This is a genomic window from Cobetia amphilecti (genome assembly GCF_020217465.1).
GTDB classification, from domain to species: domain Bacteria; phylum Pseudomonadota; class Gammaproteobacteria; order Pseudomonadales; family Halomonadaceae; genus Cobetia; species Cobetia amphilecti.
In genome coordinates this window covers 1,163,897-1,183,857 of record NZ_CP084115.1, presented here as the reverse complement: position 1 = coordinate 1,183,857, position 19,961 = coordinate 1,163,897, and the positions used below count along the sequence as shown (strand labels likewise).

Genomic DNA, 19,961 nt, shown 5'->3' with positions numbered 1-19,961 from the left:
GCCGTGACTCACGCATGGCCAGAAGGCCTGACATCACCCGCGACACGATGAGTGTCCAGCATCAGTCTTTTCTTGTCGGTGCATCAGGGTCAAGCGCTGCATTGCAAAAAAAGCAATAAAATCAAGCATAAAGCTATCGTTATGGCAGCCATAACAGCCGCCTTATGCTGACAGGCGCCTTGCGGCACTACCAAGTGACTGATTTGCAATGAGTTTACAAAAAGCACCTCACCAAGAATAGCTCAGCTTTGTGTTATGCATCGCATAATCTCGAGCTTATGGCTGCCACAGCGTCTGCCATGAAAAATGGGATACCGCCGCAGCAGTATCCCATTTTCGTGACGATGACTTGAGTGTCAGCGCGTGTTTCCTGCATTGCGCCAAGCGGATGTCCGGCCATGGCTTGCGCTGTCAGCGCAGCAGTTCAGCCCCCCATGAGAACCGCTCAGGACGAGCAGCTCAGGAAGAGCAACTCATGCAGATCGGCGCTGCATTCGCCGCCGGTGGCCGTGTCCAGTCATCGACGAGCTCGGCATCGACGCCCTGCGCCTGCCCCAGCTCCAGTGCCGCCTCCAGACTGCCCTCCTCGGGGCGGAAAAAGGGCGCCGTCAGACGCTGACGCAAGGCCTTGAGCGTAGTGTCATCGCCCTGCTCGACCCGTGCGATCACCTCCAGCAGTAGATGCGTGCGCGGCACATAGAGGGGATTGCAGCCGAGCATGGCCAGACGTCGCTGGCGCTCATCCTCGGCGGAGAGTCCGATGGCCATGACACGCGCCTGATAGCGCGCGAGCCACGCCGAGGCTTCATCGCGCGCCTGGGCCGAGTTGCCATGCGGCCCACGCTCACCCGCCAGGCGCACGACCAGCGTTTCCGGCGCGGGCTGCGTGACATCCCAATGACTGAGCAGACGGTAGGCATGGGTGTGGTCGACCTTGCCGGCCGCCAGCAGCTCGCGCCACTGCTGCACCAGCGTCATGTCCTCATCACGAGCATCCGGCAACCCGAGACGCGCGCGCAACAGGCGGGCATATTCGCGCTGCAACTCGCCCTCGTAGGTGCCCAGCGCAGCAGAGAGCGCTTCGACATCGATCAGCGGCGACAGCGCGATCCCCAGACGCTCCAGATTCCATAGCCCGATGCCCGGCTGCTGGGCGAAACCATAGCGCCCGGCCTGATCGGTATGATTCGGCACCAGATTCTCTTCATAGCCATCGAGGAAGGCGTAGGGCCCGTAATCGAAGGTCAGCCCCAGCAGCGACATGTTGTCGGTGTTCATCACCGCATGCACGAAGCCGTAGGCCTGCCAGGCCGCGATCAGTCTCGCGGTGCGAGTGATCACTGTCTCGAACATGGCCAGCGCGCTGGTCACGCGCACCTGGTCTGTGAGGGGCTGGTCTGCAAGCGGCTGGTCCGCAAGAGGCTGGTCCGCCGCTGCCTGCGCGCCGGCTTCCGGCAGACGTTCAGTCAACTCTTCGGGCAGGCACTCAGACAGAGGTTCAGTCAGCTCCTCGGGCAGACACTCTGAAAAATGCTCCCGCAGGGCGTGATCGATCAGCGTCTTGAGGTCTTCATGCCGGCCGGAGTGGGCCAGCCACTCGAAGTGCCCGAAGCGCAGGTGGCTCTCGCAGACGCGCAACACGGTAGCGCCGGGCTCGACGGTCTCGCGCTGAACCCGCTCGGCATTCACCGCCAGTGCCAGCGCGCGGCTGGTGGGAATGCCCAGCGCGGCCATGTACTCGCTGGCCAGATACTCGCGCACGCTGGAGCGCACCACCGCCTGACCATCGCCGAAGCGCGAGTAAGGCGTACGCCCGGCGCCCTTGAGATGCAGATCGAAGATCTTGCCGTGTTCAGTCTCAAGCTCGCCGAGGAGAATGCCACGCCCGTCGCCGAGCTGCGGGTTGTAGTGACCGAACTGATGGCCAGTGTATTTCTGGGCCAATGCGTCCATGCCCGGCAGCAACTGCTCACCGGCCATCAAGAGGCGCAGCTGCTCGAGCGCCTCCTCGCTGGAGGCGTCAGAGGTCAAGGGCGCCTCCAGCCCCAGCAGGCGGGCGCAGTCAGGACTCACATCGGCAAGGCGCGTGCCTTGTCGCGGCTGCGGGGCGACACGCGTGAAGAAGTGCTCCGGCAGGCGGGCATAACGATTGTTGAAGCGCAGCGCCGCCAGGTCGTGCACTTGCGCGGCGGGCGTAGGGGCAAACTCACTCATCAAGAGGCTCCGTCGGGCCGCCGGGGGTCGGCGACTCGCTGGGGGAAGAAGTGGACGCGGCGGCGTCGCTCGGGGTCAACAGGCTGCGCAGGCCGCCGGAGGGTCGCCCGGGCGGCAGCTTGCTGGCCATTTCATACAGCTTGCGCGCCGTCGTGTCGGTGCGTGCCTGACGCTTGAGCGCCTGCAGGGCATCGTCGGAGCCCCGGGCATGGCCCAGGTGCTGAGCATGACTGGCAGGGTCGCTCGAGGCTGGTGCCTGATCGCGCGTGCCAACCTCGGGCGACACCGCGGCAGACGTGTCCTCAAGCGAGCTCTCATGACGGCGCAGCAGCAGGCGCTTGCGCGGTGTCAGCGCCAACTCCGACAGGCGTGCCTTGCCCCACCACGGATGTGGCGCCTGTACGCCATGCGTGGACTCGCTCAGCCAGGCCTGCGGCAGTGCCTCGAGCAGAGGGAAGCGCTCACTCTCGCCCTGCGCCTGCCACCAGTGGCTCAGGCGCTCATTGAGCACCAGCAGCTGGCGTGCCCGCGTGGCGGCGGTGTAGCTGAGATTGGTGACCAGCACCTGATTGGGCAATTGCTGGCGCGCGCTTGGCAGTGCCAGATCATCGGCCAGCACCACGCAATCAAATTCGAGTCCCTTGGCGCGGAACACCGTCCCCAGCATGACCGTGGGCAGCTCGACCGACTGTCCCCGCGAGTGAGCACTGACGATGGCGGCCTGCAGGTCGCCATCGTGCTTGCGCAGCTCCCCGATCCATTGATCGAGTGGCGCCTGGGCATACCAGGAGGCCAGCTCATGCAGGCTGCGCGCCTGATGATCATCGAGACGCGTCAGAGCTCCCAGCACCTGCGCCGGGGTCTGACCGAGCCGTGTCAGGGAGGGAGGCAGCAGTCGCCACCACTCACGCTGACTCGCGCTGTCGCCCTGCTCGGCCATCTGATATGCGCGCCAGAGCCGCCAGTGATCCAGCAGCCCCGCCAGCGGATAGCCTTCGATGCCGTCCAGCCAGGCCACCGCGATGCCGCGCTGATGCAGTGCCAGCGCCTCCCCCAGCGCCGCCACCGGACCGGCACTGATCACCGCATGGCGCTTGCCGGAGTGCAGCAATGCCTCACGCACCGCGGGCAGCGCCAGACGGGTCGCCGGGCCGAGGCCGCTCATGGCCTGCTCGCGGGCGGTGGGCGAACAGGCCGCCAGTCGCGTGCCCAGCGCCGCCAACGCAGGCCCGAAGCGCCAGGCGCCGGGCAGCGAGTAGACGGTGGCATCGGCCAGCAGCGGCGAATCCAGCGAGCTCATGCCTTCCACCTGACGCGACAGGCTCTGATGCGGGTCGCCGATCAGCAGCAGGTCACAGCGCTGGCGACGCAACATGGCCAGCAACGCTGGCGTGGCGTCCTGCGCCTCATCCAGCATCACCAGGTCGGCCTCCAGCGACTGGCCATGCTGCGACCACAGCTTGAGCAGGGCATTGAACGACAGGCTCTGCTGATGATCGGCGGGGTCCAGCAGACACTCCCACACCAGCCGCATGCTCTCGACCAGCTGGCGCAGCTCATTGGCGCTCAGCCGTTGTGCCACGCCTTCAGGCAGATGCTCCGGCATCGGCACCGCGTCGCTCTCGGCGAAGAAGGTGTTCAGGCCCTGGGCGATCAGGCTGCGCGACTGGCTGGAAAGACTGCCCAGCCAGCTGAGGCTCTGCGGCGCCAGACGGCGTGTGATGTCGGGTTGCCGCTTGAGCTTGTCGCCGTACTCCTCCATCAAGGCCTGACGCGCCAGCTGATGCAGCGACAGCGACTGGACATTGGCGGGCAGCTGACTGGCGGTCCGCCCGGCCACCGCCGGGTTGAGCGAGGTGTAGATGAGGGTCTCGTCGGCGTAGGTACGCGCCAGCTCGACCATCAGCACGGTCTTGCCGCTGCCGGCACAGGCACGCACCACCACGCAATCGCTGTGCTCGGCGCTGTTGGCCGGCGTGCGATCGCGCAGGCGCGAGGGAAAGGGATGGGCGAGAATTCGCCGTTGATCATTGCTCAGATGCATGGCGGCATGATCCCCCCTGTCAGCGCGGGGGGCAAGACCTTCGCTGCGCGATCATGACTAGGACAGGGCGCCATTGGCCGCGAGGCGCTCACGCACGGTACGCATCAGACCACGATTCCAGCGCAACAGATCATAGAGCGTGGTGAAGTAGGCGTTGCCCCGCGTCGAGTAGGCACTCAGCGTCGGGATGAGGTCTTCGGCGCGCACCGGCTGGCCCGCGTTGCGCAGACGCCCGCGCAGCTCACGTAGCTCGGCATAGCTGCGCTGGGAATTGAGGTTGTCGAAATAGGCGGCGATGCCGGCCTCCAGGCTCTCGAAGCGCCGATATTCACGCCCCGGCGGCCCGATACCGCAGCCACGCGAGAAGCAGCGCATGCCGAACAGATTGTTGCCCTCACGGGCATGGCCCGACGTCCCCCAGCCCGACTCCTCGATGGCCTGCACCAGCACCATGTCCAGCGGCAGGGTATCGATGCGCAGCAGCAGGCGCGTCCAGCTGACGCCGATGTCCTCGCGAGTCACATCGCAGGGCAGATTGGCCTGGTCACACAGGCCATTGAGGCGCTCCTGCTCGCGCTCGCTGTAGTCACGCCCTCCGTCACCGGCGCGCTTGCGCATCGCCAGCAACCAGTCGCGCTGCTCGGCGATGCGCTGGTTCTCGGCCACCACCAGCGGAATCATCAGCTCGAAGAATGCGACCTTGCGCTGGTTGCCCGCGGGATAGGGCCGCAGGTCCGGCATCTGATGGGTCTTGTCACGGGCCAGTAGCTCATCATCCAGCCGCGCCGCCTGCGCCATCGAGCCCAGCCCCATCACCAGCAGCAAGGCGGCACTGACCAGACGGACAGAGCCCGGACGAACAGAGCCCAGACGGACAGCGCCCAGACGAACAGGGCTCAGGCGCCACGGGCGCCGCGGCCAGGTCCACGCAGACAGGCATGGCAGGCCACGCACTCCGCCAGTCAGCCAATCCGCAGAGAAAGGTAGGTAAGTCATGTGCTGCGCTCATCGAGAGGGATGCAGTAGCAAGACGCGAGATACCATCAGCGTATCTCATGAGGCTGCATGAAACCCTAAAAACGCGTGGGCGAGAAGATGGCGCGGCCGGCCAAGCGAGGAAAGACACGGCAAGCCCTGTCGTCCGTCACCGACAGACCGCCAGGCGATGCCCGCCTTTTCGCGCCAATGACGCGGCGAGCTCTCTGTGCTCCCTGCGCTTCCTCCCCTCCTCCCTTCCTCCCTTTCTTGCTTCCTTCCTCCCTTCCTGCCTTGCCGCCTGCCTGACCTGCACACCTTGCACCTCGCATTGGACGCTATCGCTGACGACACACTCAACGCAAAACGCCCCCGCAGCACAGGCTGCGAGGGCGTCGTTGCGGACATGCTTGATCAAGCCAGTGGCTCGATCGTTCCGCCGTCTCAGGCGCTGAGCATGCTGTTCAGGCGGCGCACGTAAGCGGCCGGATCTTCCAGCGCACCGCCTTCGGCGATGATGGCCTGATCAAGCAGCACGTGTGCCAGGTCGGTGAAGTAATCGCCTTCACCGCCTTCCAGACGCGTGACCAGGGCGTGCTCCGGGTTCAGCTCGAGAATCGGCTTCACTTCCGGCAGCGGCTGGCCAGCGGCTTCCATCATCTTGCGCATCTGGTAGCCCATCTCGTGCTCCGGCAGCACCACGCAGGCCGGGGAATCGGTCAGACGGTGCGTGATGCGCACTTCCTGAACGTTCTCGGCCAGCGCTTCCTTGACGCGCTTGACCAGATCTTCCTTGGCCTTGGCGGTCTCTTCCTGGGCCTTCTTCTCTTCTTCGTTCTCGACATCGCCGAGGTCGAGATCGCCCTTGGCGACATCCGCGAAGGACTTGCCGTCGAACTCGGTGAGGTGGCTCATCAGCCACTCGTCGATGCGGTCGGTCAGCAGCAGGACTTCGATGCCCTTCTTGCGGAAGATCTCGAGGTGCGGGCTGGACTTGGCGGCATTGAAGCTGTCGGCGACCAGATAGTAGATCTTGCTCTGGCCTTCCTTCATGCGCTCGACGTACTGGGCCAGTGACTGGTCCTGGGTCGCGCTGTCGGTCTCGGTGGTGGAGAAGCGCAGCAGCTCGGCGATCTTCTCGCGGTTGGCGAAGTCTTCCGCCGGGCCTTCCTTGAGCACGGAGCCGAACTGGTTCCAGAAGGTCTGGTACTGCTCGGGGTCCTTGGCCAGCTTCTTGAGCATGTCCAGGCCACGCTTGGTCAGCGCGGACTTGAGCTTGTCGACCTGCGGGTCCTGCTGCAGCAGTTCACGCGAGACGTTCAGCGACAGGTCATTGGTGTCCAGCACGCCCTTGATGAAGCGCAGGTACAGCGGCAGGAACTGCTCGGCGTCGTCCATGATGAAGACGCGCTGCACGTAGAGCTTCAGGCCACGCGCGGCATCGCGCTGGTAGAGGTCGAACGGCGCACGGCCCGGCACGAACAGCAGGCTGGTGTACTCGAGCTTGCCCTCGACCTTGTTGTGGCTCCAGCTGAGCGGGTCGGAGAAGTCATGCGAGACGTGCTTGTAGAAGTTCTTGTACTCCTCGTCGCTGACCTCGGACTTGGAGCGCACCCACAGCGCGGTGGCGGAGTTGGCAGTTTCCCAGTGGACCTGTTCGTTGCCTTCCTCGTCCTTCTCGACGCGCTTCATGCGCACCGGCAGTTCGATATGGTCGGAGTACTTGGTGACCAGGTTGCGCAGACGATGATCGTCAGCGAACTCGATGGCATCGTCCTTGAGGTGCAGCACGATCTCGGTACCGCGCTCGGCGCGCTCGATGTCGGCGACGCTGAACTCGCCTTCGCCACGTGAGGTCCACTCGACGCCCTGGTCAGCGCCCAGGTCGGCGCGACGGGTGCGCACGGTGATCTCGTCGGCGACGATGAAGCCGGAGTAGAAGCCGACCCCGAACTGACCGATCAGACGCGAATCCTTCTGCTGGTCACCCGACAGGTTCTTCATGAACTCGGCGGTACCGGAGCGCGCGATGGTGCCCAGGTTGGCGACCACATCGTCACGGCTCATGCCGATGCCGTTGTCACGCAGGGTGATGGTCTTCGCCTCGGCATCATGCTCGATCTCGATGCGCAGTTCGCTGTCATTGCCGTAGAGGGCATCGTTGTCCAGCGCCTGGTAGCGCAGCTTGTCGCAGGCATCCGCCGCGTTGGAGACCAGCTCGCGCAGGAAGATCTCGCGGTTGGAATACAGCGAGTGGATCATGAGGTGAAGCAGCTGCTTCACTTCTGTCTGGAAGCCATGCGTTTCGGTGTGAGTGGCGGTCGTCATCGAAAAGGACCTCTATGTCGTGGATGCCTGAAAAGAAGATTCGCGGTGGCCAGAGCGCCCCCGCAACAATTTAACCGGCTCGCCGACGCCTGCCTTTCTTGGGCGGCAGATCGAAGGAAGCACTCGTGGATCAGATATGGGGCAAGGGTGAGGGATTTCAAGGCACTAGCGACAGATGATTGCGCCCGGCCCACCTGGCGCATGGGACAGAAACACCCAAGCGGCTCCCTGGGGTAGCAACGAAGGAAGCCAACGAGGAAGTAGCCATCAGGGAGGCGCTTTCTAGTGTGACGCCTGCAGGGCAGACATCACCTGCCATCACGGGGAGGCGAGTGATTCCAGCACGAAGTGCATGCGCGCGCTGGCGACCGGTTGCTCGCGGGACTTCTGCCAGGCACTGACACGTACATTGGTCATGCGGCGACCTTCACGCATCACTTCACAGTCGATGCGCGTCACCTGATCGCCGCGCGCCGTGGCCAGATAGTCGATGGAGAAATCGATCAGCTTGGGCAGGCGCGCTTCACGCCCGCCGCGCCCATGCCGCCTGAGCACCTCGAGCGTCGCAGCGGTTTCCATTGCCGCGGCCAGCACGCCGCCATGCACCGCCGGCAGCATCGGGTTGCCGACATTGTCGGGCATCGCCGCCATGGAATAGCTCAGCGCCTGCTCAGGATGCAGCTCGATATCACTGGCCGCGCCCGCCTGCTGCCCGTCAATGGCGCACAGCCCAAGCCCGATCGCCTGCGCGTAGGGCAGACTCGCCAGCAGCGCCGCCAGGTCGGCGTGAGTGCGCTGCCCTTCGACGAAACGTCGCGCACTGAGCAGGCCGCGCGGGTCCTGGACATTGTGCGGCGCCTGCGGCTCGGTTTTCTCGCCTGCTGGCTGTGCAGCCTGTGCTGATTGCCCCAGCGGTTCCGACTCGACCGTGGAAGGATTCGTGGAGGCTTGAGCGTTGGCCGCCGCCAGCAGCGCCTCGGCAAAGCCGCTGGGCGTATTGCGCTCGCCGAGCCTGACGAAGTTGCCGATCGCACGACACAGGATCTTGCCCGGCTGCTGCCAGATCTGCGCCTCGGTAAACACCATCGATTCCGTGACCCGCAGCACGCGCGCCTCGCCCACCAACGCCAGGCCCTCGACGCCGGGTCGGTAGTGATCGAGGCGCAGATCCAGCGTCGGGCAGACTTCCGGTGCCGATAACCCCGTGAGCACGGCACTGCCGCACAGCGTATCGGCGAACATGGTCAGCACACCGCCATGCACCAGCCTGCGGTGCGGATCGCCGATCAAGGCCGGTTGCCACGGCAGCTGCATGCGGATGGCCGGCGCGGCGACCTCCTCGACCCTGACGTTCAAGCGCGCCGTGTGCGGAATGAAGCTCAGGAATCCGGTCAGCGCCCGCGCCCAGCTGGCGTCATCCAATACGCCACCCGCAGCCGGCACGTCAGCGGGATTGACGGCCAGCCCCAGCAGGCTCTGCGGCACTGCATGCATCACATCCACAGCGGCATCGCCATCAACGTGAGGGAGACCAGATAGCCGGCGCCCCACAACAGGGAGCGCAACGGGGCGATGTTGGCCAGATAGCAGCCCCAATAGCCCAGTCGTACCAGCACGAAGATCACCGCCAGCATGGTCGCGATGGGGGCACCCGGCGCGGTGATCACGCTGACCAGTACCCCGGCGGCAAACAGCGGAAAGGCTTCGATGGTGTTCTGGTGCGCGGCGAGCGCGCGGGCCCCGAAGCCCGTCAGTTCACGCTGCTGTGCGCGCGGATCGTGGTTGTCGTAGCGACCGGTTCGCTGTTGCGCCCAGGCGACCGGTACCTTGGTCAGCACCAGCATCAGTGCGGCAAACAACAGGCAGGCATAGATCAGCATGCAGAATTTCCTTGAAAGGCGTTGTTCAGGGCGTTGCCACAGCGGCGCGTCTCGTTTGTGAACAAACGGTGCGCCGCCCTGTGATAAACGACAGATCAGACACTGACGGCACGCCAATTCAAACTGGTGTTTGATAGCGTGTCACGAGCATGGCAGGGTGGCGGCGTCCCTGCCATGCGGCCAATGGCCAGTGCCAGGCGTCAGGGCTGGTAGAGGAATGAAGCTTCCACGCTGCACGCCTTCAGGGAGTCGGCGGCTCGGAGGGATCAGGTTCGGGAATCTCGCCACGCCACAGGCGATAGTCGGCCAGCGCATCATCGAGCTTGCCGAGCAACCAGGTCACGATCACCAGATCATCGAGAATCCCCAGCCCCACCAGCAGATCCGGGATCAGATCCAGCGGTGAGACCAGGTAGATGAAGGCACCGGCCGCCAACCCCAGCGCCTTCCACGGTACCGGGCGATAACGTCCGCTCACTACGTCGCGCAGCAAGGGCCCCATGGTGCGCAAGGCGGCGCCTGCCTTGCCCAGCACATGTCGGCGGCCAAACAATCGCGTCAACCATAATGCCTTGCCCATAGTGGACTCCTCACGGGTAGCACAAATTTCATTCACTGAGCTTTTCATCTTCGCGGCAGCACAGCCGCGATATCACTCTCGGATAATTCACTATCAGTATCAGATGGTGCTGTTATTCAGCGCCGACCACTGCCACGATAGCCACTATCGTTACTGAATCGGCAACCCCTGATAGCCAATATCGGGGCACTTGTTCAACATCGGGGCACTGAACCGCCACCACAAGGTCGCAGCCAGCCCACGCCCCCTTTACCGACAGTCGCAGGAGTCCCAGGTGACACCAGGCAAGCAAACTCTCCGACCCCGTGGCAGCCGTCGCTTCGCGGCGCTGCGGCACCTCACCGGCCTAGGCCTGCTGTTGGGACTGAGCCTGCCCCTGCAGGCCGCCACTCCCAGTGACCAGAGCTTCCGCGCCGCCTTCGATGATGCGCGCGCCAAGCGCTTTGACGAGATTCAGCAGGTCGCCGTCAATGGCCACGTGCTGGAGGGCTACATCGAGTATCACCAGCTCAAGGCCCGCCTGCCGTACGCCACCGCCGCGGAAGTGCTGTCCTTCATCGAGCGTCATGCGGACTCGCCGTTGGCCGAGTGGATGCGAGGCCAGGCGATCTCCGCCTACGGGCGTACCGGCCGTCATGATGCCCTGCTGGAAGTCAGCGATGGCGTGCCGGCGGGCGCGCAGCGCCAGTGCTATTACTACACGGCGCAGCTGAGCAATGATATCGCGAGCGCATCGCAAGGCGGCCTGAAGCTCTGGCATGTGTCCGGCTCGCAGGACTCGGCCTGTGACCCGCTGTTCTCGGCGTTGCGCGAGCGTGGCGTGATCGATGATCAAGCCATCTGGGAACGCGCCATGCTCGCCTGGGCTGCCGGCCAGGGTGGCATGGTCAGCTATCTCGAGCGCCAGCTGCCCAGCAACTGGCAGCGGGCCATCGCGGCACGCGAACAGCTTGAAGGCAACTTTGCCGCCATCACGCGCCTGCCGACCAACCTCGGCCGCGGCGGCCATGCCTTCGCCGCCTTGAGCGTCGCCGCCATGCATGGCTTCGTGCGTGCCGACACCGAGGCCGCGCTGGAAGCCTGGCGCAAGGTGAATCCGCACATGCCGATGAGTGATGAGCAGCGCCACACCGTCGAACGCGACCTGGCCTGGTATTCACTGGTGCGCGACATCCCCAACAACCGCGGCTGGGTCGATCAGCGCCTGACCATCCTCGATGACGAGGAGCTGTTCGATCTGCGCATGCGCAACGCGGTACGCGATGGCGACTGGCCGCAGGTGCGTGAATGGGTGTTGAAGATGCCGGACCGCTTCCGCAATGAAGCCCGCTACCAGTATTGGCTGGGGCGTGCCGATGACAGCCTGGGTCGCCCGCAGGAAGCACGCGCCGCCTGGACGCGCGCCGCGACCGAGCGCAACTTCTACGGCTTCCTGGCCGCCGACCGTATCGGGCAGGCGTATTCGCTCAATCGCGATGACCAGGACTTCTCCGACGCGGAACTGGCCGAGGTCGCCGAGACGCCGGCCGTCAAGCGTGTCAGGGCGCTGATGAACATCGACGAGATCGGTCTGGCTCGCTCCGAGTGGTTCAACGCCGTCACCCAGGCGGATGACGCCGATGCTCGCCGTCTGGCAGCCTATGCACTGCAGCAGAAATGGTATGACCTGACCGTCTTCGCCACCATCCGCGGCCAGCTGTGGGATGGCCTTTCCTGGCGCTTCCCGCCGGCCTGGCAGCATGACTTCCAGCGCTTCGGTGCCGATGCCGGCGTCGACCCGTGGATGCTGATGGCACTCGCGCGTCGCGAGAGCGCCTTCAATCCCACCGCCACCTCGCCGGTGGGCGCACGCGGTCTGATGCAGCTGATGCCGGGCACCGCCGCTCAGGTCAGTCGCGGCCTGGGGCTGCCCACGCCCAGCAACGCGGCACTGGGTGATCCGGTCACCAATATCCGTCTTGGCAGCACCTATATCCGCGAGATGCTGGACCGCTACTCAGGCAACCGCCTGGCCGCCGCCGCGGCCTACAACGCCGGGCCGGGACGCGTCGATCGTTGGCTCGCCGATACCCCGGGCGAATACGACCGCTTCGTCGAGCGTATCCCCTTCAAGGAGACCCGCGAATACGTCAAGGCCGTGCTGGCCTACCGCGTGATCTTCGAAAGCCTGGCCAAGGGCACCAGCGAGGGCGTCAAGGTGGTCAGCGACCGCGAAGTCAGCCAGCGCTACACCACCGCGCTGATGGATCGCCGCTGAGCCGAGCAGCAGCATCCAGCAACGAAAACGCCAGCCCCTTGGGGCTGGCGTTTTCGTTTTCATGGCATCAGGGTCCATGGCGACAGAGCTCATTGCGCCCTTCAGCCATTCGTTCAGTCAGTCATCGCGCCGTGGACGAATGGCGGGCGAGGACCCGGACTGGCTCTCGCCCTTGGCTTCGCCCGGTCGCGAGGCAGCCACGCCATTGCCGAACGGCGGCTTCTGCTGAGGGGTATACCGTCCCAGCGCCTCGGCATAGCTCAGGGGTCGCCCTTCATCGCCTCCCTTGCCCTTGCCACGCCAGCCCTGGCGCTTGCCGGGAGCGCCCTGGGGCTGTGGTGTGTCGTCATGGGACTGAGATTCCGCATAGGGCTGGGATGCCGCATGGACCTGTGCAGCATGGCGCTGAGACGCCCCCTCGCCCCCAGCCTCGCTGCCCGGGTATGCCTGCGACACCACCGGCTCCGATGCCGCTCGGCCGGAATAGGCCAGAGGCTGGGAGCGCGTGACGCGCGGTGTACGCATCATTCGCACCATCAGCCAGACCGCCAGTGCCCAGCAGAGCGTGCCCAGCACGCCATAGACGATCATCGCCCAGACATTGCCGGGGCGGTGGCCGGCATTGATGATGATCACACGCGACAGATCGATATCGGGCCAGCGCTCGGCCAGAAGGGAGCGCTCATCGCCCGGCAGGTCCGTCTCGGCGTGCAAAACGGTGCCGAACAGGCCATCGGGGAACTCGATCAGCGGCGGGACGTTTTCCAGGCTCTGCACGGAGTCGGTTCGCACCAGCACGCCCATGCGCTCGATGCGCGGCCATTCTTCCGAGGGGATGCCATCGATGCCCCCGAAGGCGCGTGACAGACCGGCCAGCTCCAGTAGATAGGGGTTCATGTCAGAGATGACTGGATAATAGAGCGTCTCGATGCGGCGCCCCCCGTCTGCATTGGCATCGAGACGGAAGGTCTCGGTGTGCTCGCGATAGACCGCCCAGTGATTGCGCAACGAGACGAACTGATTGACCGGCAGATTGCCCTGCTCCACCGACTCGAGATTCAGCGTTTCGGGGCGCGTGGTCACGCGACCGACCCAGCGCCCCTCATCGACGGCGTACAGCCAGGCCGCTATCCCGGCGACCACCAGCACCACGGCACTCAACCCGCCCAGACGGCGACGAAGGGTATGTGAAAGACTCATCCGATTGCGTTCCCTGCCAATGCCAGCCTTGATGGGCCGGTCTTCATGTCATGAATGCAGCACTGTACCGCTGCTGTCGTTGGCTCGGGCAGGCGTCAGCACCGGCCCGGGCATCATTGTTGTTCGAGCCGTGCTGCCAATCGATTGCTCTTGTCGCAGTAGCGTTGCCGCAGACGCAGGATCTCCAGAGAATTCGAGGACAGGGCATCCAGCACGTAGCGGTTGCAGGCCTGCTCGGCTTCTCGATGCGCCGCTTCCAGCGCCTTGCGCGCCTTGCGCTCTGCCGGCGTCATGCCCGCATAGGGGTCGCGCCGGGGCTTGAAGGTCGCTGCGGCCTTGCAATACATGGTGCGGGTGTCGATATGTGCCGCCCGCCCCCGGCGCTGCAAGGCATGGCAGGTCTCGACGAACAGTCGGCTGGCCATGCGCGAGCACTCGCGCTGCTCGACGGCGGTACCGGTCTTTTCCAGATGTGCACAGACCGATTCATCATCGATGCGCCACAGCTGGTGGCGGAAGTCGATGGTGTAACCGTAGTAAAGCACCCGTACCTGCTGTACGCGGGAATCGTAGACATCACTGATATCCCGAGCCTCCAGGTGCGTGACGACCTTGAGAAAGGCCGCCAGTGTCAATGTCACAGGATCCATGTGTCATCAAGGATACGAACCGTCATCCCATGCGCTCCGTTGCGATGTTGGCAGTGGCCGCTCATCCCTAGCGGCCTAGCGCCAGCCGTGCCCCCAGCAGCACCATGACGGACCCGGTGATGCCTTCCATCCAGCAGGCGACCCGCGGCCTTGCCAGCCAGCGCCCTGCACCACCGACCATCAGCGCCACGCTGATCTGCCAGAGATTGGCGATCACGAAGTGGACACCCGCCAGCCACAATGACTTGAGCACGGCCGGGTCGGTCGGCGCGATGAACTGCGGCAGAAAGGCCATGTAGAACACCACCGTCTTGGGGTTGAGCACATTGGACAGGAAGCCCTCACGCAGCGGCAGCCAGCACGATACCTGCTGACGTGTCACGGTGACGTCGACATTCAGCCCGCGCGCGCGCCGCGCACTCTTGAGACTCTTGATGCCCAGCCAGATCAGATAGCCCGCTCCGACCAGCTTGAGGGCCGAGAACGCCCATGCCGACTGCAACAGGATCAGCGAGATGCCCGCCGACGACACCAGCGCGTGCACGAAGAGACCGGCACAGATCGCGAGACTGGTGAGCACGCCGTCACGCAGGCCACCGCGCGAGGTATTGCGAATCACCAGCAGGGTGTCGACCCCGGGCGTGACTGTCAGCAAGGTGATGGCCACCACGAAGGACCAGAAGGCAGCATCGAACTGAATGAAATCAAACATGACGAACGTCCTTGCGACAGACCCGCTTCAGTAGCCGAATTCGTGCCCCCATGGCACTGAACAGGCGACCAGTCTAGGCGAGCACGGCCAGCCTGCAAAGCCATCCACACCAAGATGACAGCCTGGTTTGCCTCTGAATGGTGCACTTCAGTCTTTTGTCTTACTGCGTTGCTACACAACGGCGCAGGCGCTCTCATGAGCCCGCAGCTGATGGCATGCAGAAGCCATCTCGCGTCATCAAGGATACGAGCCTCGACTCCTAAAATACGCTGCGTCGCTGTTGAGCGACCAACGCAGCCTTCAACCTACCAACCAGAACCCCGTGGCGATATCCAGCAGCAGCACCAGCAAGGCCAGCAGGATGACCAGGCCATCCTCCCCGATCAGCCCCAGCCCCAGCAGCAGCAAGGTCGCTGCCGGCAAGGCCGCGGCGAAGGGCACCAGCTCCAGCGGCACCATGGCCGTGGCCAGCAGGATGGTCAGCGCCGCGATACCGCGATAGGCAATGCCGCGCGTCATGAAGCTCAGGCGTGGCTTGAGCAGACGATCGAGGCGTCGCGTCCAGGGCCTTGCCCGCTCGACGCCATGGGTCAGGCGTTGATGCTCGAAACTGAAGCGCGCCAGCCGGCGTGGCAACCACGGCATCTTGCGCCCCAGCAACAGTTGACCCGCGATCAGCACGATGAACAGCGCACAGGTCGTCGGTACCCCGGGGATCGCCCCGGTCGGCAGCAGTACCAGCAAGGCAGGCAATACCAGCAAGGGGCCGAAGCCCCGGGAGTTGAAATGCTCCAGAATGTCGCCCAGCGAGATATCCCCTTCGATCTCGCGGTCCAGCTCTTCCAGCAACCCCGTGAGGTTGCCTTCATTGGCGTGCTTGCTCATGCGAGCTCCCTATCGGGAAGATGACGGAGGGTGTGAAGGTCTCGAGCCGTGGCGAGTCAGCTGGTGCCGCCCCGCCACGGTGAATCGTCAGCTGATCGTCAGCCGACCAGGCGATCGCCCAGCATGCCGATCATGAACCCCAGCGAGGCGCCCAACGGCGGTGACCAGTGATGCGCCACCCGCGACTGGGGCGCAATGTCCTGGAAGACGAGGTAGAGAATGCCACCGGCGGCGAAGGCCATCAGTCCGCCCAGCACGCCCGGCGCATCCGCAAGCCACAGATGGCCGGCCAATGCCGCGAGCGGGCCCAGCAGTGACAGCAGCACGAAGGCCCCGAGCCCCTGACGCGCCGTCAGCCCGGCCCCTTCCAGCTCACGATAGGCATTGAAGCCTTCCGGCAGGTTCTGCACCGCGATGAACAGTGCCAGCAGCATCGCCGCGGCGGGAGAGGCAGAGGCCAGTGCGCCCAGTGCGATCGCCTCGGGGATGAAGTCCATCAGCATCGCCAGCAACTGGCCCTTGGCGCCGCCACCGCGCGCCAGCCAGCGGTCCAGTTGCATGAAGATCAGCGCGCCCAGCAGGAACAGCCCCAACAGCGCCGCGATGGACAGCGCCTGCATGGCATGCGGTACCAGCACCAGTGAGACGGCGGCCAACAGAATGCCGCCGCCGAGCGCGGTGATCCCCGCCAGCCAGCTGCGCTTGACGTGACTCTCGTGACTGCGCTCCAGCTGGGCGATCACGCCACCCAGCGGCATGCACAACCCGGCAGCCCAGGCGAGCGCCACCATGGTCCACGGAATCGATGCCATCATGCTGTCGTCGGGGCTGCAGGACTCGGTCGCGCACCCAGCACACGCATCAACAGACTGGTACCGACGCCCCAGGCGCCATTCAGGATCAGGCCACCGACCACCATCAGTGGCGCGACCTCGATTCCCTTGAGCGGGAAGACGACCAGCATGGCCACGGCCGTCGGGCCGACTGCACTGAAGACGAGACTGATCAGCCAATGGCTGACGCCCGTCCTGCGACGCACCAATGCCCACAGCGGCAGCCCCCACAGCCCGCCCCAGAAGGCCAGCGAGAGCACTGACGGAACGCCCAGCGGCCCGGTAGGCGTCATGTTGTAGGGCGCCTTGGGCAGAATGTCGGCCAGATAGAAGAGCCCGAAGAGGCCCTGATGGAAGATCAGAGTCGCCAGAAAGGCGGCGATGAAGGCTTTCAACCAGATCATGTTCACTTCCTTGTCGTCATGTTGATGAAAACATCCGAGCCCCAGCACATTAGAACATGCGAAAACTCGACACTGCCTTTCCTGCTACGTCACTTCCGTCCCGCTGGATGCAACGCAGGCGTGATCTCTAGCGCTGGGTGGCCGGTGCCTGCTCGGCATGGCGCAGCGATATCTGGTCGTTGAGTGTCCAGAAGTCATACAGCACGCCGATGAAGAACAGCCCACCGGTGCACAGGTAGAGCAAGCCGGTCAGCCACTTGCCCATGTACATGCGGTGGATGCCGAACACGCCCAGGAAGGTGAGCAGAATCCAGCTCAGCGAGTAATTGATCGGGCCTTCGCGAAAACGGAAGTCCGCCTCGCGGTCCATCGCCGGAATCAGGAACAGGTCGATCAACCAGCCGATGCCCAGCAACCCGAAGGTGAACAGCCAGATGGTGCCGGTGACCGGCTTGCCATAGTAGAAACGGTGCGCGCCGAGGAAACCGAAGATCCACAGCAGATAGCCCATGGTCTTGGAATGCGTGTCCTGTACAACAGGCGATGTGGTCATCAGTGAAGCCTTAGCCGCGATGCGGCAGATCATGATTGCGAATACTGTCAATGCGGTCTTGGCGCCGATGAATCAAGCCTTCTGCCGCCAGAGGCCACGCCCGGAAACGACAACGCCACCCGCGCACTGGCGCGGATGGCGTCGGATCAGCAGGTGTCTCTTCATCGCTCCCGGGAGCGAAAGCCAGGCCGGAAACGAAAGCCAGGCCGCAGCCGGCGCTAGATGACGCCCAGCTCGCGCAGACGTTCCTTGAGGTAGGAGTCCGCCGTGTGCTTGTCAGACAGTACCACTTCGGGACGCGGATGCAGGAACAGCGGCAACGACAGGCGTGACTGGCTGGAGCCCTCGCCGGTCGGGTTGATCACGCGGTGCGTGGTCGACGGGAAGTAGCCACCGCTGGTCTCCTGAAGCATGTCGCCGACATTGATGACCAGCTGACCCGGATCACAGGGCACGTCCATCCATTCGCCATTGACGTCCATCACCTGCAGGCCCGGCTCGTTGGCTGCCGGCAGCACGGTCAGCAGGTTGATGTCTTCATGCGCCGCGGCACGGACGGCGCCCGGCTCTTCACTACCGGTCATCGGCGGGTAGTGAAGCACGCGCAGCAGCGTCTGACCGCTGTCCTTGATCATGTTGGAGAGCGGTTCACGGTAGAGCTCGGCCACTTCGGCAGGTGAATGGGCCTCGACCCAGCTCAGAAGCTCTGCCGCGAAGGCTTCGGCCTGGCGGTAATACTCCATGGCATTCTCGCGCAGGCTGTCCGGAATCTTGCCCCACGGGTAGATATGGTAATACTCCTTGAGATCACGCGCCGTATGGCCCTTGGCGGTCTCGGAGACATCTGCCGGGAACAGTCCATCCTGGGTCTTGGGGTCGAAACGCCAGTCAAGCTTGTCGGCGCTGGAGAAGAATTCGGCCCATTCGGCGTAGATCTTCTCGACCAATTCATGAGAGATCGGGTGATTGCGGATGACACCGAAGCCCGTCGTGCGCAGGGATTCGACAAATTTTTCGGCTGCATCGGCCGAGCGGTAATCTACGTTCTGGACCTTCATGGCATTTCCATCTATGTTGGCTCTGTGTGAGCATCCTACTTGAGCCGGAAGGAGTCGCCAATACGACAACTTTCTGTTCGAATGGAAGCGAGCACGTGCAGCCTAGGCTGCATGCGTAGGTCAAGCAGGAAAGGATGTCGTCGCTGGACGCAACGCGTCTCTCTGGTGGAATTCCCCCTAGCCGCACCAACGCACTCTGGTCTGATGGGCAGACCACCAACATCATCTCGTAAGCAAGGAAAGAATCATGGCAACTGGCACAGTCAAGTGGTTTAACGACACCAAAGGTTTCGGCTTCATTTCTCCGGACGACGGCGGCGACGACCTGTTCGCGCACTTCTCTGAAATTCAGGCAGAAGGCTTCAAGTCCCTGCAAGACGGTCAGAAGGTTTCCTTCGACGTCACCCAGGGCAAGAAAGGCCTTCAGGCCGCAAACATCAAGCCGGTCTGATCTTCTCGATCAGCCTGGTCAGGCCGCCCTCACCGGCGCCCTGATGATGGCAGCAAGACAGTCATGGAAAAGCCCGTCTTCCGGCGGGCTTTTTTGTGGCCAGACCTTGGCCTGACTCACGCTTCACGAAGAGTCGCCAGCAACAAGAACGCCGCGACCCAGGGGGGTCACGGCGTTCTTGTATCGGCGGCCGTGTCACTCGCACTCAGCCAGTGACACGGCTTGCGACAGGCATCACACCAGCATTCGCTGGCCAGTGATTACTGCTGCGCTTCGTCGATGGACTCGTTGGCATCCTGCTGCGCAGCGTTGATCTTCTCGTTCGCTTCGGCAGCAGCGTTGTCGCCAGACTGCTCAGCGGAGTCGGTCAGCTCGGCAGCCTGCTCCTTGGTGGAGTCATAGGCGTTCTTGGCAGCATCGGCAGTGGCGTCAGCAGCGTCGTTGACACCTTCCTTGGCAGACTCATAGGTCTCGGAAGCAGCGTTCTTGGTCGCGTCGAGGGCGCTTTCGCTCTCGGCAGCAGCTTCATCACCCATGGCATCGGCGGATTCGGCAGCGTCGTCAGCCATGTTGTCGGCCTTGTCAGCAGCGTCGTCCATCTCTGCGGCCGCTTCGTCAGCTGCCTGGTCCATCTTCTCGGCAGCGGCGTCAGTCGCTTGATCGGCGCTCTGTTCAGCCTGCTCGGCGCTCTGCTCGGCAGAGGTCTCGGCGTTCTGGGCAGCTTTGTCAGTATCGCCGTTATCGCAACCAGCGATGGCCAGAGACAGGCCAGCGGCCAGTGCGGGAATCATCCATTGCTTGAGTTTCATCGTCTTCTCCATGATAGGTGGGGAGTTGCCAGCCCCTGTTTCCTGCAAGTGGCATTGCAACAAAGGTCGTGTAGTCATGCAAGCGAAAGCGTGGCTTGGCGCCTGATACCCAAGACATGGTGCCAGAC

Annotated in this window: 18 protein-coding genes; 2 read left to right on the top strand and 16 right to left on the bottom strand. The window is 64.0% G+C overall.

Annotated elements, in window-relative coordinates; genetic code table 11:
- Positions 1 to 459: 459 nt before the first annotated feature.
- From LCW13_RS05055 to LCW13_RS05025, 7 genes are all read right to left on the bottom strand, one after another.
- Positions 460 to 2,214 (bottom strand): protein adenylyltransferase SelO, encoded by a 1,755-nt coding sequence (locus LCW13_RS05055; RefSeq protein WP_225347745.1) that lies wholly within the window; start codon positions 2,212 to 2,214, stop codon positions 460 to 462.
- A complete protein-coding gene (locus tag LCW13_RS05050) occupies positions 2,207 to 4,258 on the bottom strand; it encodes an ATP-dependent helicase (protein WP_225347744.1) in 2,052 nt (683 codons plus the stop codon). Before LCW13_RS05050 ends, LCW13_RS05055 begins: the two co-directional genes overlap by 8 nt.
- Positions 4,259 to 4,315: 57 nt before the next feature.
- Positions 4,316 to 5,254: a glucosaminidase domain-containing protein gene (locus tag LCW13_RS05045; RefSeq protein ID WP_225347743.1), complete on the bottom strand. Its 939-nt coding sequence runs from the start codon at positions 5,252 to 5,254 to the stop codon at positions 4,316 to 4,318.
- 423 nt (positions 5,255 to 5,677) lie between these two features.
- Positions 5,678 to 7,561 carry a molecular chaperone HtpG gene (gene htpG / locus LCW13_RS05040; protein ID WP_107335276.1) on the bottom strand — a complete coding sequence of 628 codons (1,884 nt, stop codon included), beginning with the start codon at positions 7,559 to 7,561 and terminating at the stop codon, positions 5,678 to 5,680.
- A gap of 318 nt (positions 7,562 to 7,879) precedes the next feature.
- On the bottom strand, positions 7,880 to 9,055 hold the full coding sequence (locus LCW13_RS05035; RefSeq protein ID WP_225347742.1) for a PaaI family thioesterase: 1,176 nt from the start codon (positions 9,053 to 9,055) through the stop codon (positions 7,880 to 7,882).
- Positions 9,055 to 9,441, bottom strand: coding sequence for an MAPEG family protein (locus LCW13_RS05030; protein ID WP_225347741.1), 387 nt, complete (start codon positions 9,439 to 9,441; stop codon positions 9,055 to 9,057). Before LCW13_RS05030 ends, LCW13_RS05035 begins: the two co-directional genes overlap by 1 nt.
- A 241-nt stretch (positions 9,442 to 9,682) precedes the next feature.
- Positions 9,683 to 10,021 (bottom strand): YkvA family protein, encoded by a 339-nt coding sequence (locus tag LCW13_RS05025; RefSeq protein ID WP_107335278.1) that lies wholly within the window; start codon positions 10,019 to 10,021, stop codon positions 9,683 to 9,685.
- Positions 10,022 to 10,295: 274 nt separating this feature from the next.
- On the opposite strand from LCW13_RS05025, the gene LCW13_RS05020 reads away from it, so the two are divergent.
- Positions 10,296 to 12,278, top strand: coding sequence for a transglycosylase SLT domain-containing protein (locus LCW13_RS05020; protein WP_225347740.1), 1,983 nt, complete (start codon positions 10,296 to 10,298; stop codon positions 12,276 to 12,278).
- 117 nt (positions 12,279 to 12,395) lie between these two features.
- Here the strand turns inward: LCW13_RS05020 and LCW13_RS05015 are convergent, their stop codons facing one another.
- From LCW13_RS05015 to LCW13_RS04980, 8 genes are all read right to left on the bottom strand, one after another.
- Positions 12,396 to 13,478: a hypothetical protein gene (locus tag LCW13_RS05015; RefSeq protein WP_225347739.1), complete on the bottom strand. Its 1,083-nt coding sequence runs from the start codon at positions 13,476 to 13,478 to the stop codon at positions 12,396 to 12,398.
- 113 nt (positions 13,479 to 13,591) lie between these two features.
- The gene (locus LCW13_RS05010; RefSeq protein WP_043335517.1) at positions 13,592 to 14,128 is read right to left on the bottom strand and encodes a hypothetical protein; all 537 of its coding nucleotides are present in this window, start codon (positions 14,126 to 14,128) and stop codon (positions 13,592 to 13,594) included.
- Between the two features lie 67 nt (positions 14,129 to 14,195).
- On the bottom strand, positions 14,196 to 14,840 hold the full coding sequence (locus LCW13_RS05005; RefSeq protein WP_216061481.1) for a LysE family translocator: 645 nt from the start codon (positions 14,838 to 14,840) through the stop codon (positions 14,196 to 14,198).
- Positions 14,841 to 15,140: 300 nt separating this feature from the next.
- Positions 15,141 to 15,725: an exopolysaccharide biosynthesis protein gene (locus tag LCW13_RS05000; protein ID WP_043335511.1), complete on the bottom strand. Its 585-nt coding sequence runs from the start codon at positions 15,723 to 15,725 to the stop codon at positions 15,141 to 15,143.
- A 98-nt stretch (positions 15,726 to 15,823) separates the two neighbouring features.
- Complete coding sequence (locus LCW13_RS04995; protein WP_052384785.1) at positions 15,824 to 16,540, bottom strand: ZIP family metal transporter; 717 nt, start codon at positions 16,538 to 16,540, stop codon at positions 15,824 to 15,826.
- Positions 16,537 to 16,962 carry a hypothetical protein gene (locus tag LCW13_RS04990; RefSeq protein WP_225347738.1) on the bottom strand — a complete coding sequence of 142 codons (426 nt, stop codon included), beginning with the start codon at positions 16,960 to 16,962 and terminating at the stop codon, positions 16,537 to 16,539. The genes LCW13_RS04995 and LCW13_RS04990 overlap by 4 nt, the downstream gene beginning before the upstream one ends.
- Before the next feature lie 127 nt (positions 16,963 to 17,089).
- A complete protein-coding gene (locus tag LCW13_RS04985; protein WP_043335505.1) occupies positions 17,090 to 17,515 on the bottom strand; it encodes an NINE protein in 426 nt (141 codons plus the stop codon).
- Positions 17,516 to 17,733: 218 nt separating this feature from the next.
- A complete protein-coding gene (locus tag LCW13_RS04980) occupies positions 17,734 to 18,573 on the bottom strand; it encodes an isopenicillin N synthase family dioxygenase (RefSeq protein WP_043335503.1) in 840 nt (279 codons plus the stop codon).
- 247 nt (positions 18,574 to 18,820) lie between these two features.
- Here LCW13_RS04980 and LCW13_RS04975 point away from each other — a divergent pair, with 247 nt between their 5' ends.
- Complete coding sequence (locus LCW13_RS04975; RefSeq protein WP_043335501.1) at positions 18,821 to 19,024, top strand: cold-shock protein; 204 nt, start codon at positions 18,821 to 18,823, stop codon at positions 19,022 to 19,024.
- A 260-nt stretch (positions 19,025 to 19,284) separates the two neighbouring features.
- Here the strand turns inward: LCW13_RS04975 and LCW13_RS04970 are convergent, their stop codons facing one another.
- On the bottom strand, positions 19,285 to 19,833 hold the full coding sequence (locus tag LCW13_RS04970; protein WP_052384908.1) for a hypothetical protein: 549 nt from the start codon (positions 19,831 to 19,833) through the stop codon (positions 19,285 to 19,287).
- Between the last annotated feature and the right edge of the window lie 128 nt (positions 19,834 to 19,961).

Bases quoted from the DNA above. Each gene is read 5' to 3' on its own strand.
- LCW13_RS05055 (WP_225347745.1), bottom strand. From the start codon at position 2,214: ATGAGTGAGTTTGCCCCTACGCCCGCCGCGCAAGTGCACGACCTGGCG.
- LCW13_RS05050 (WP_225347744.1), bottom strand. From the start codon at position 4,258: ATGCATCTGAGCAATGATCAACGGCGAATTCTCGCCCATCCCTTTCCC.
- LCW13_RS05045 (WP_225347743.1), bottom strand. From the start codon at position 5,254: ATGACTTACCTACCTTTCTCTGCGGATTGGCTGACTGGCGGAGTGCGT.
- htpG (WP_107335276.1), bottom strand. From the start codon at position 7,561: ATGACGACCGCCACTCACACCGAAACGCATGGCTTCCAGACAGAAGTG.
- LCW13_RS05035 (WP_225347742.1), bottom strand. From the start codon at position 9,055: ATGCATGCAGTGCCGCAGAGCCTGCTGGGGCTGGCCGTCAATCCCGCT.
- LCW13_RS05030 (WP_225347741.1), bottom strand. From the start codon at position 9,441: ATGCTGATCTATGCCTGCCTGTTGTTTGCCGCACTGATGCTGGTGCTG.
- LCW13_RS05025 (WP_107335278.1), bottom strand. From the start codon at position 10,021: ATGGGCAAGGCATTATGGTTGACGCGATTGTTTGGCCGCCGACATGTG.
- LCW13_RS05015 (WP_225347739.1), bottom strand. From the start codon at position 13,478: ATGAGTCTTTCACATACCCTTCGTCGCCGTCTGGGCGGGTTGAGTGCC.
- LCW13_RS05010 (WP_043335517.1), bottom strand. From the start codon at position 14,128: ATGGATCCTGTGACATTGACACTGGCGGCCTTTCTCAAGGTCGTCACG.
- LCW13_RS05005 (WP_216061481.1), bottom strand. From the start codon at position 14,840: ATGTTTGATTTCATTCAGTTCGATGCTGCCTTCTGGTCCTTCGTGGTG.
- LCW13_RS05000 (WP_043335511.1), bottom strand. From the start codon at position 15,725: ATGAGCAAGCACGCCAATGAAGGCAACCTCACGGGGTTGCTGGAAGAG.
- LCW13_RS04995 (WP_052384785.1), bottom strand. From the start codon at position 16,540: ATGATGGCATCGATTCCGTGGACCATGGTGGCGCTCGCCTGGGCTGCC.
- LCW13_RS04990 (WP_225347738.1), bottom strand. From the start codon at position 16,962: ATGATCTGGTTGAAAGCCTTCATCGCCGCCTTTCTGGCGACTCTGATC.
- LCW13_RS04985 (WP_043335505.1), bottom strand. From the start codon at position 17,515: ATGACCACATCGCCTGTTGTACAGGACACGCATTCCAAGACCATGGGC.
- LCW13_RS04980 (WP_043335503.1), bottom strand. From the start codon at position 18,573: ATGAAGGTCCAGAACGTAGATTACCGCTCGGCCGATGCAGCCGAAAAA.
- LCW13_RS04975 (WP_043335501.1), top strand. From the start codon at position 18,821: ATGGCAACTGGCACAGTCAAGTGGTTTAACGACACCAAAGGTTTCGGC.
- LCW13_RS04970 (WP_052384908.1), bottom strand. From the start codon at position 19,833: ATGAAACTCAAGCAATGGATGATTCCCGCACTGGCCGCTGGCCTGTCT.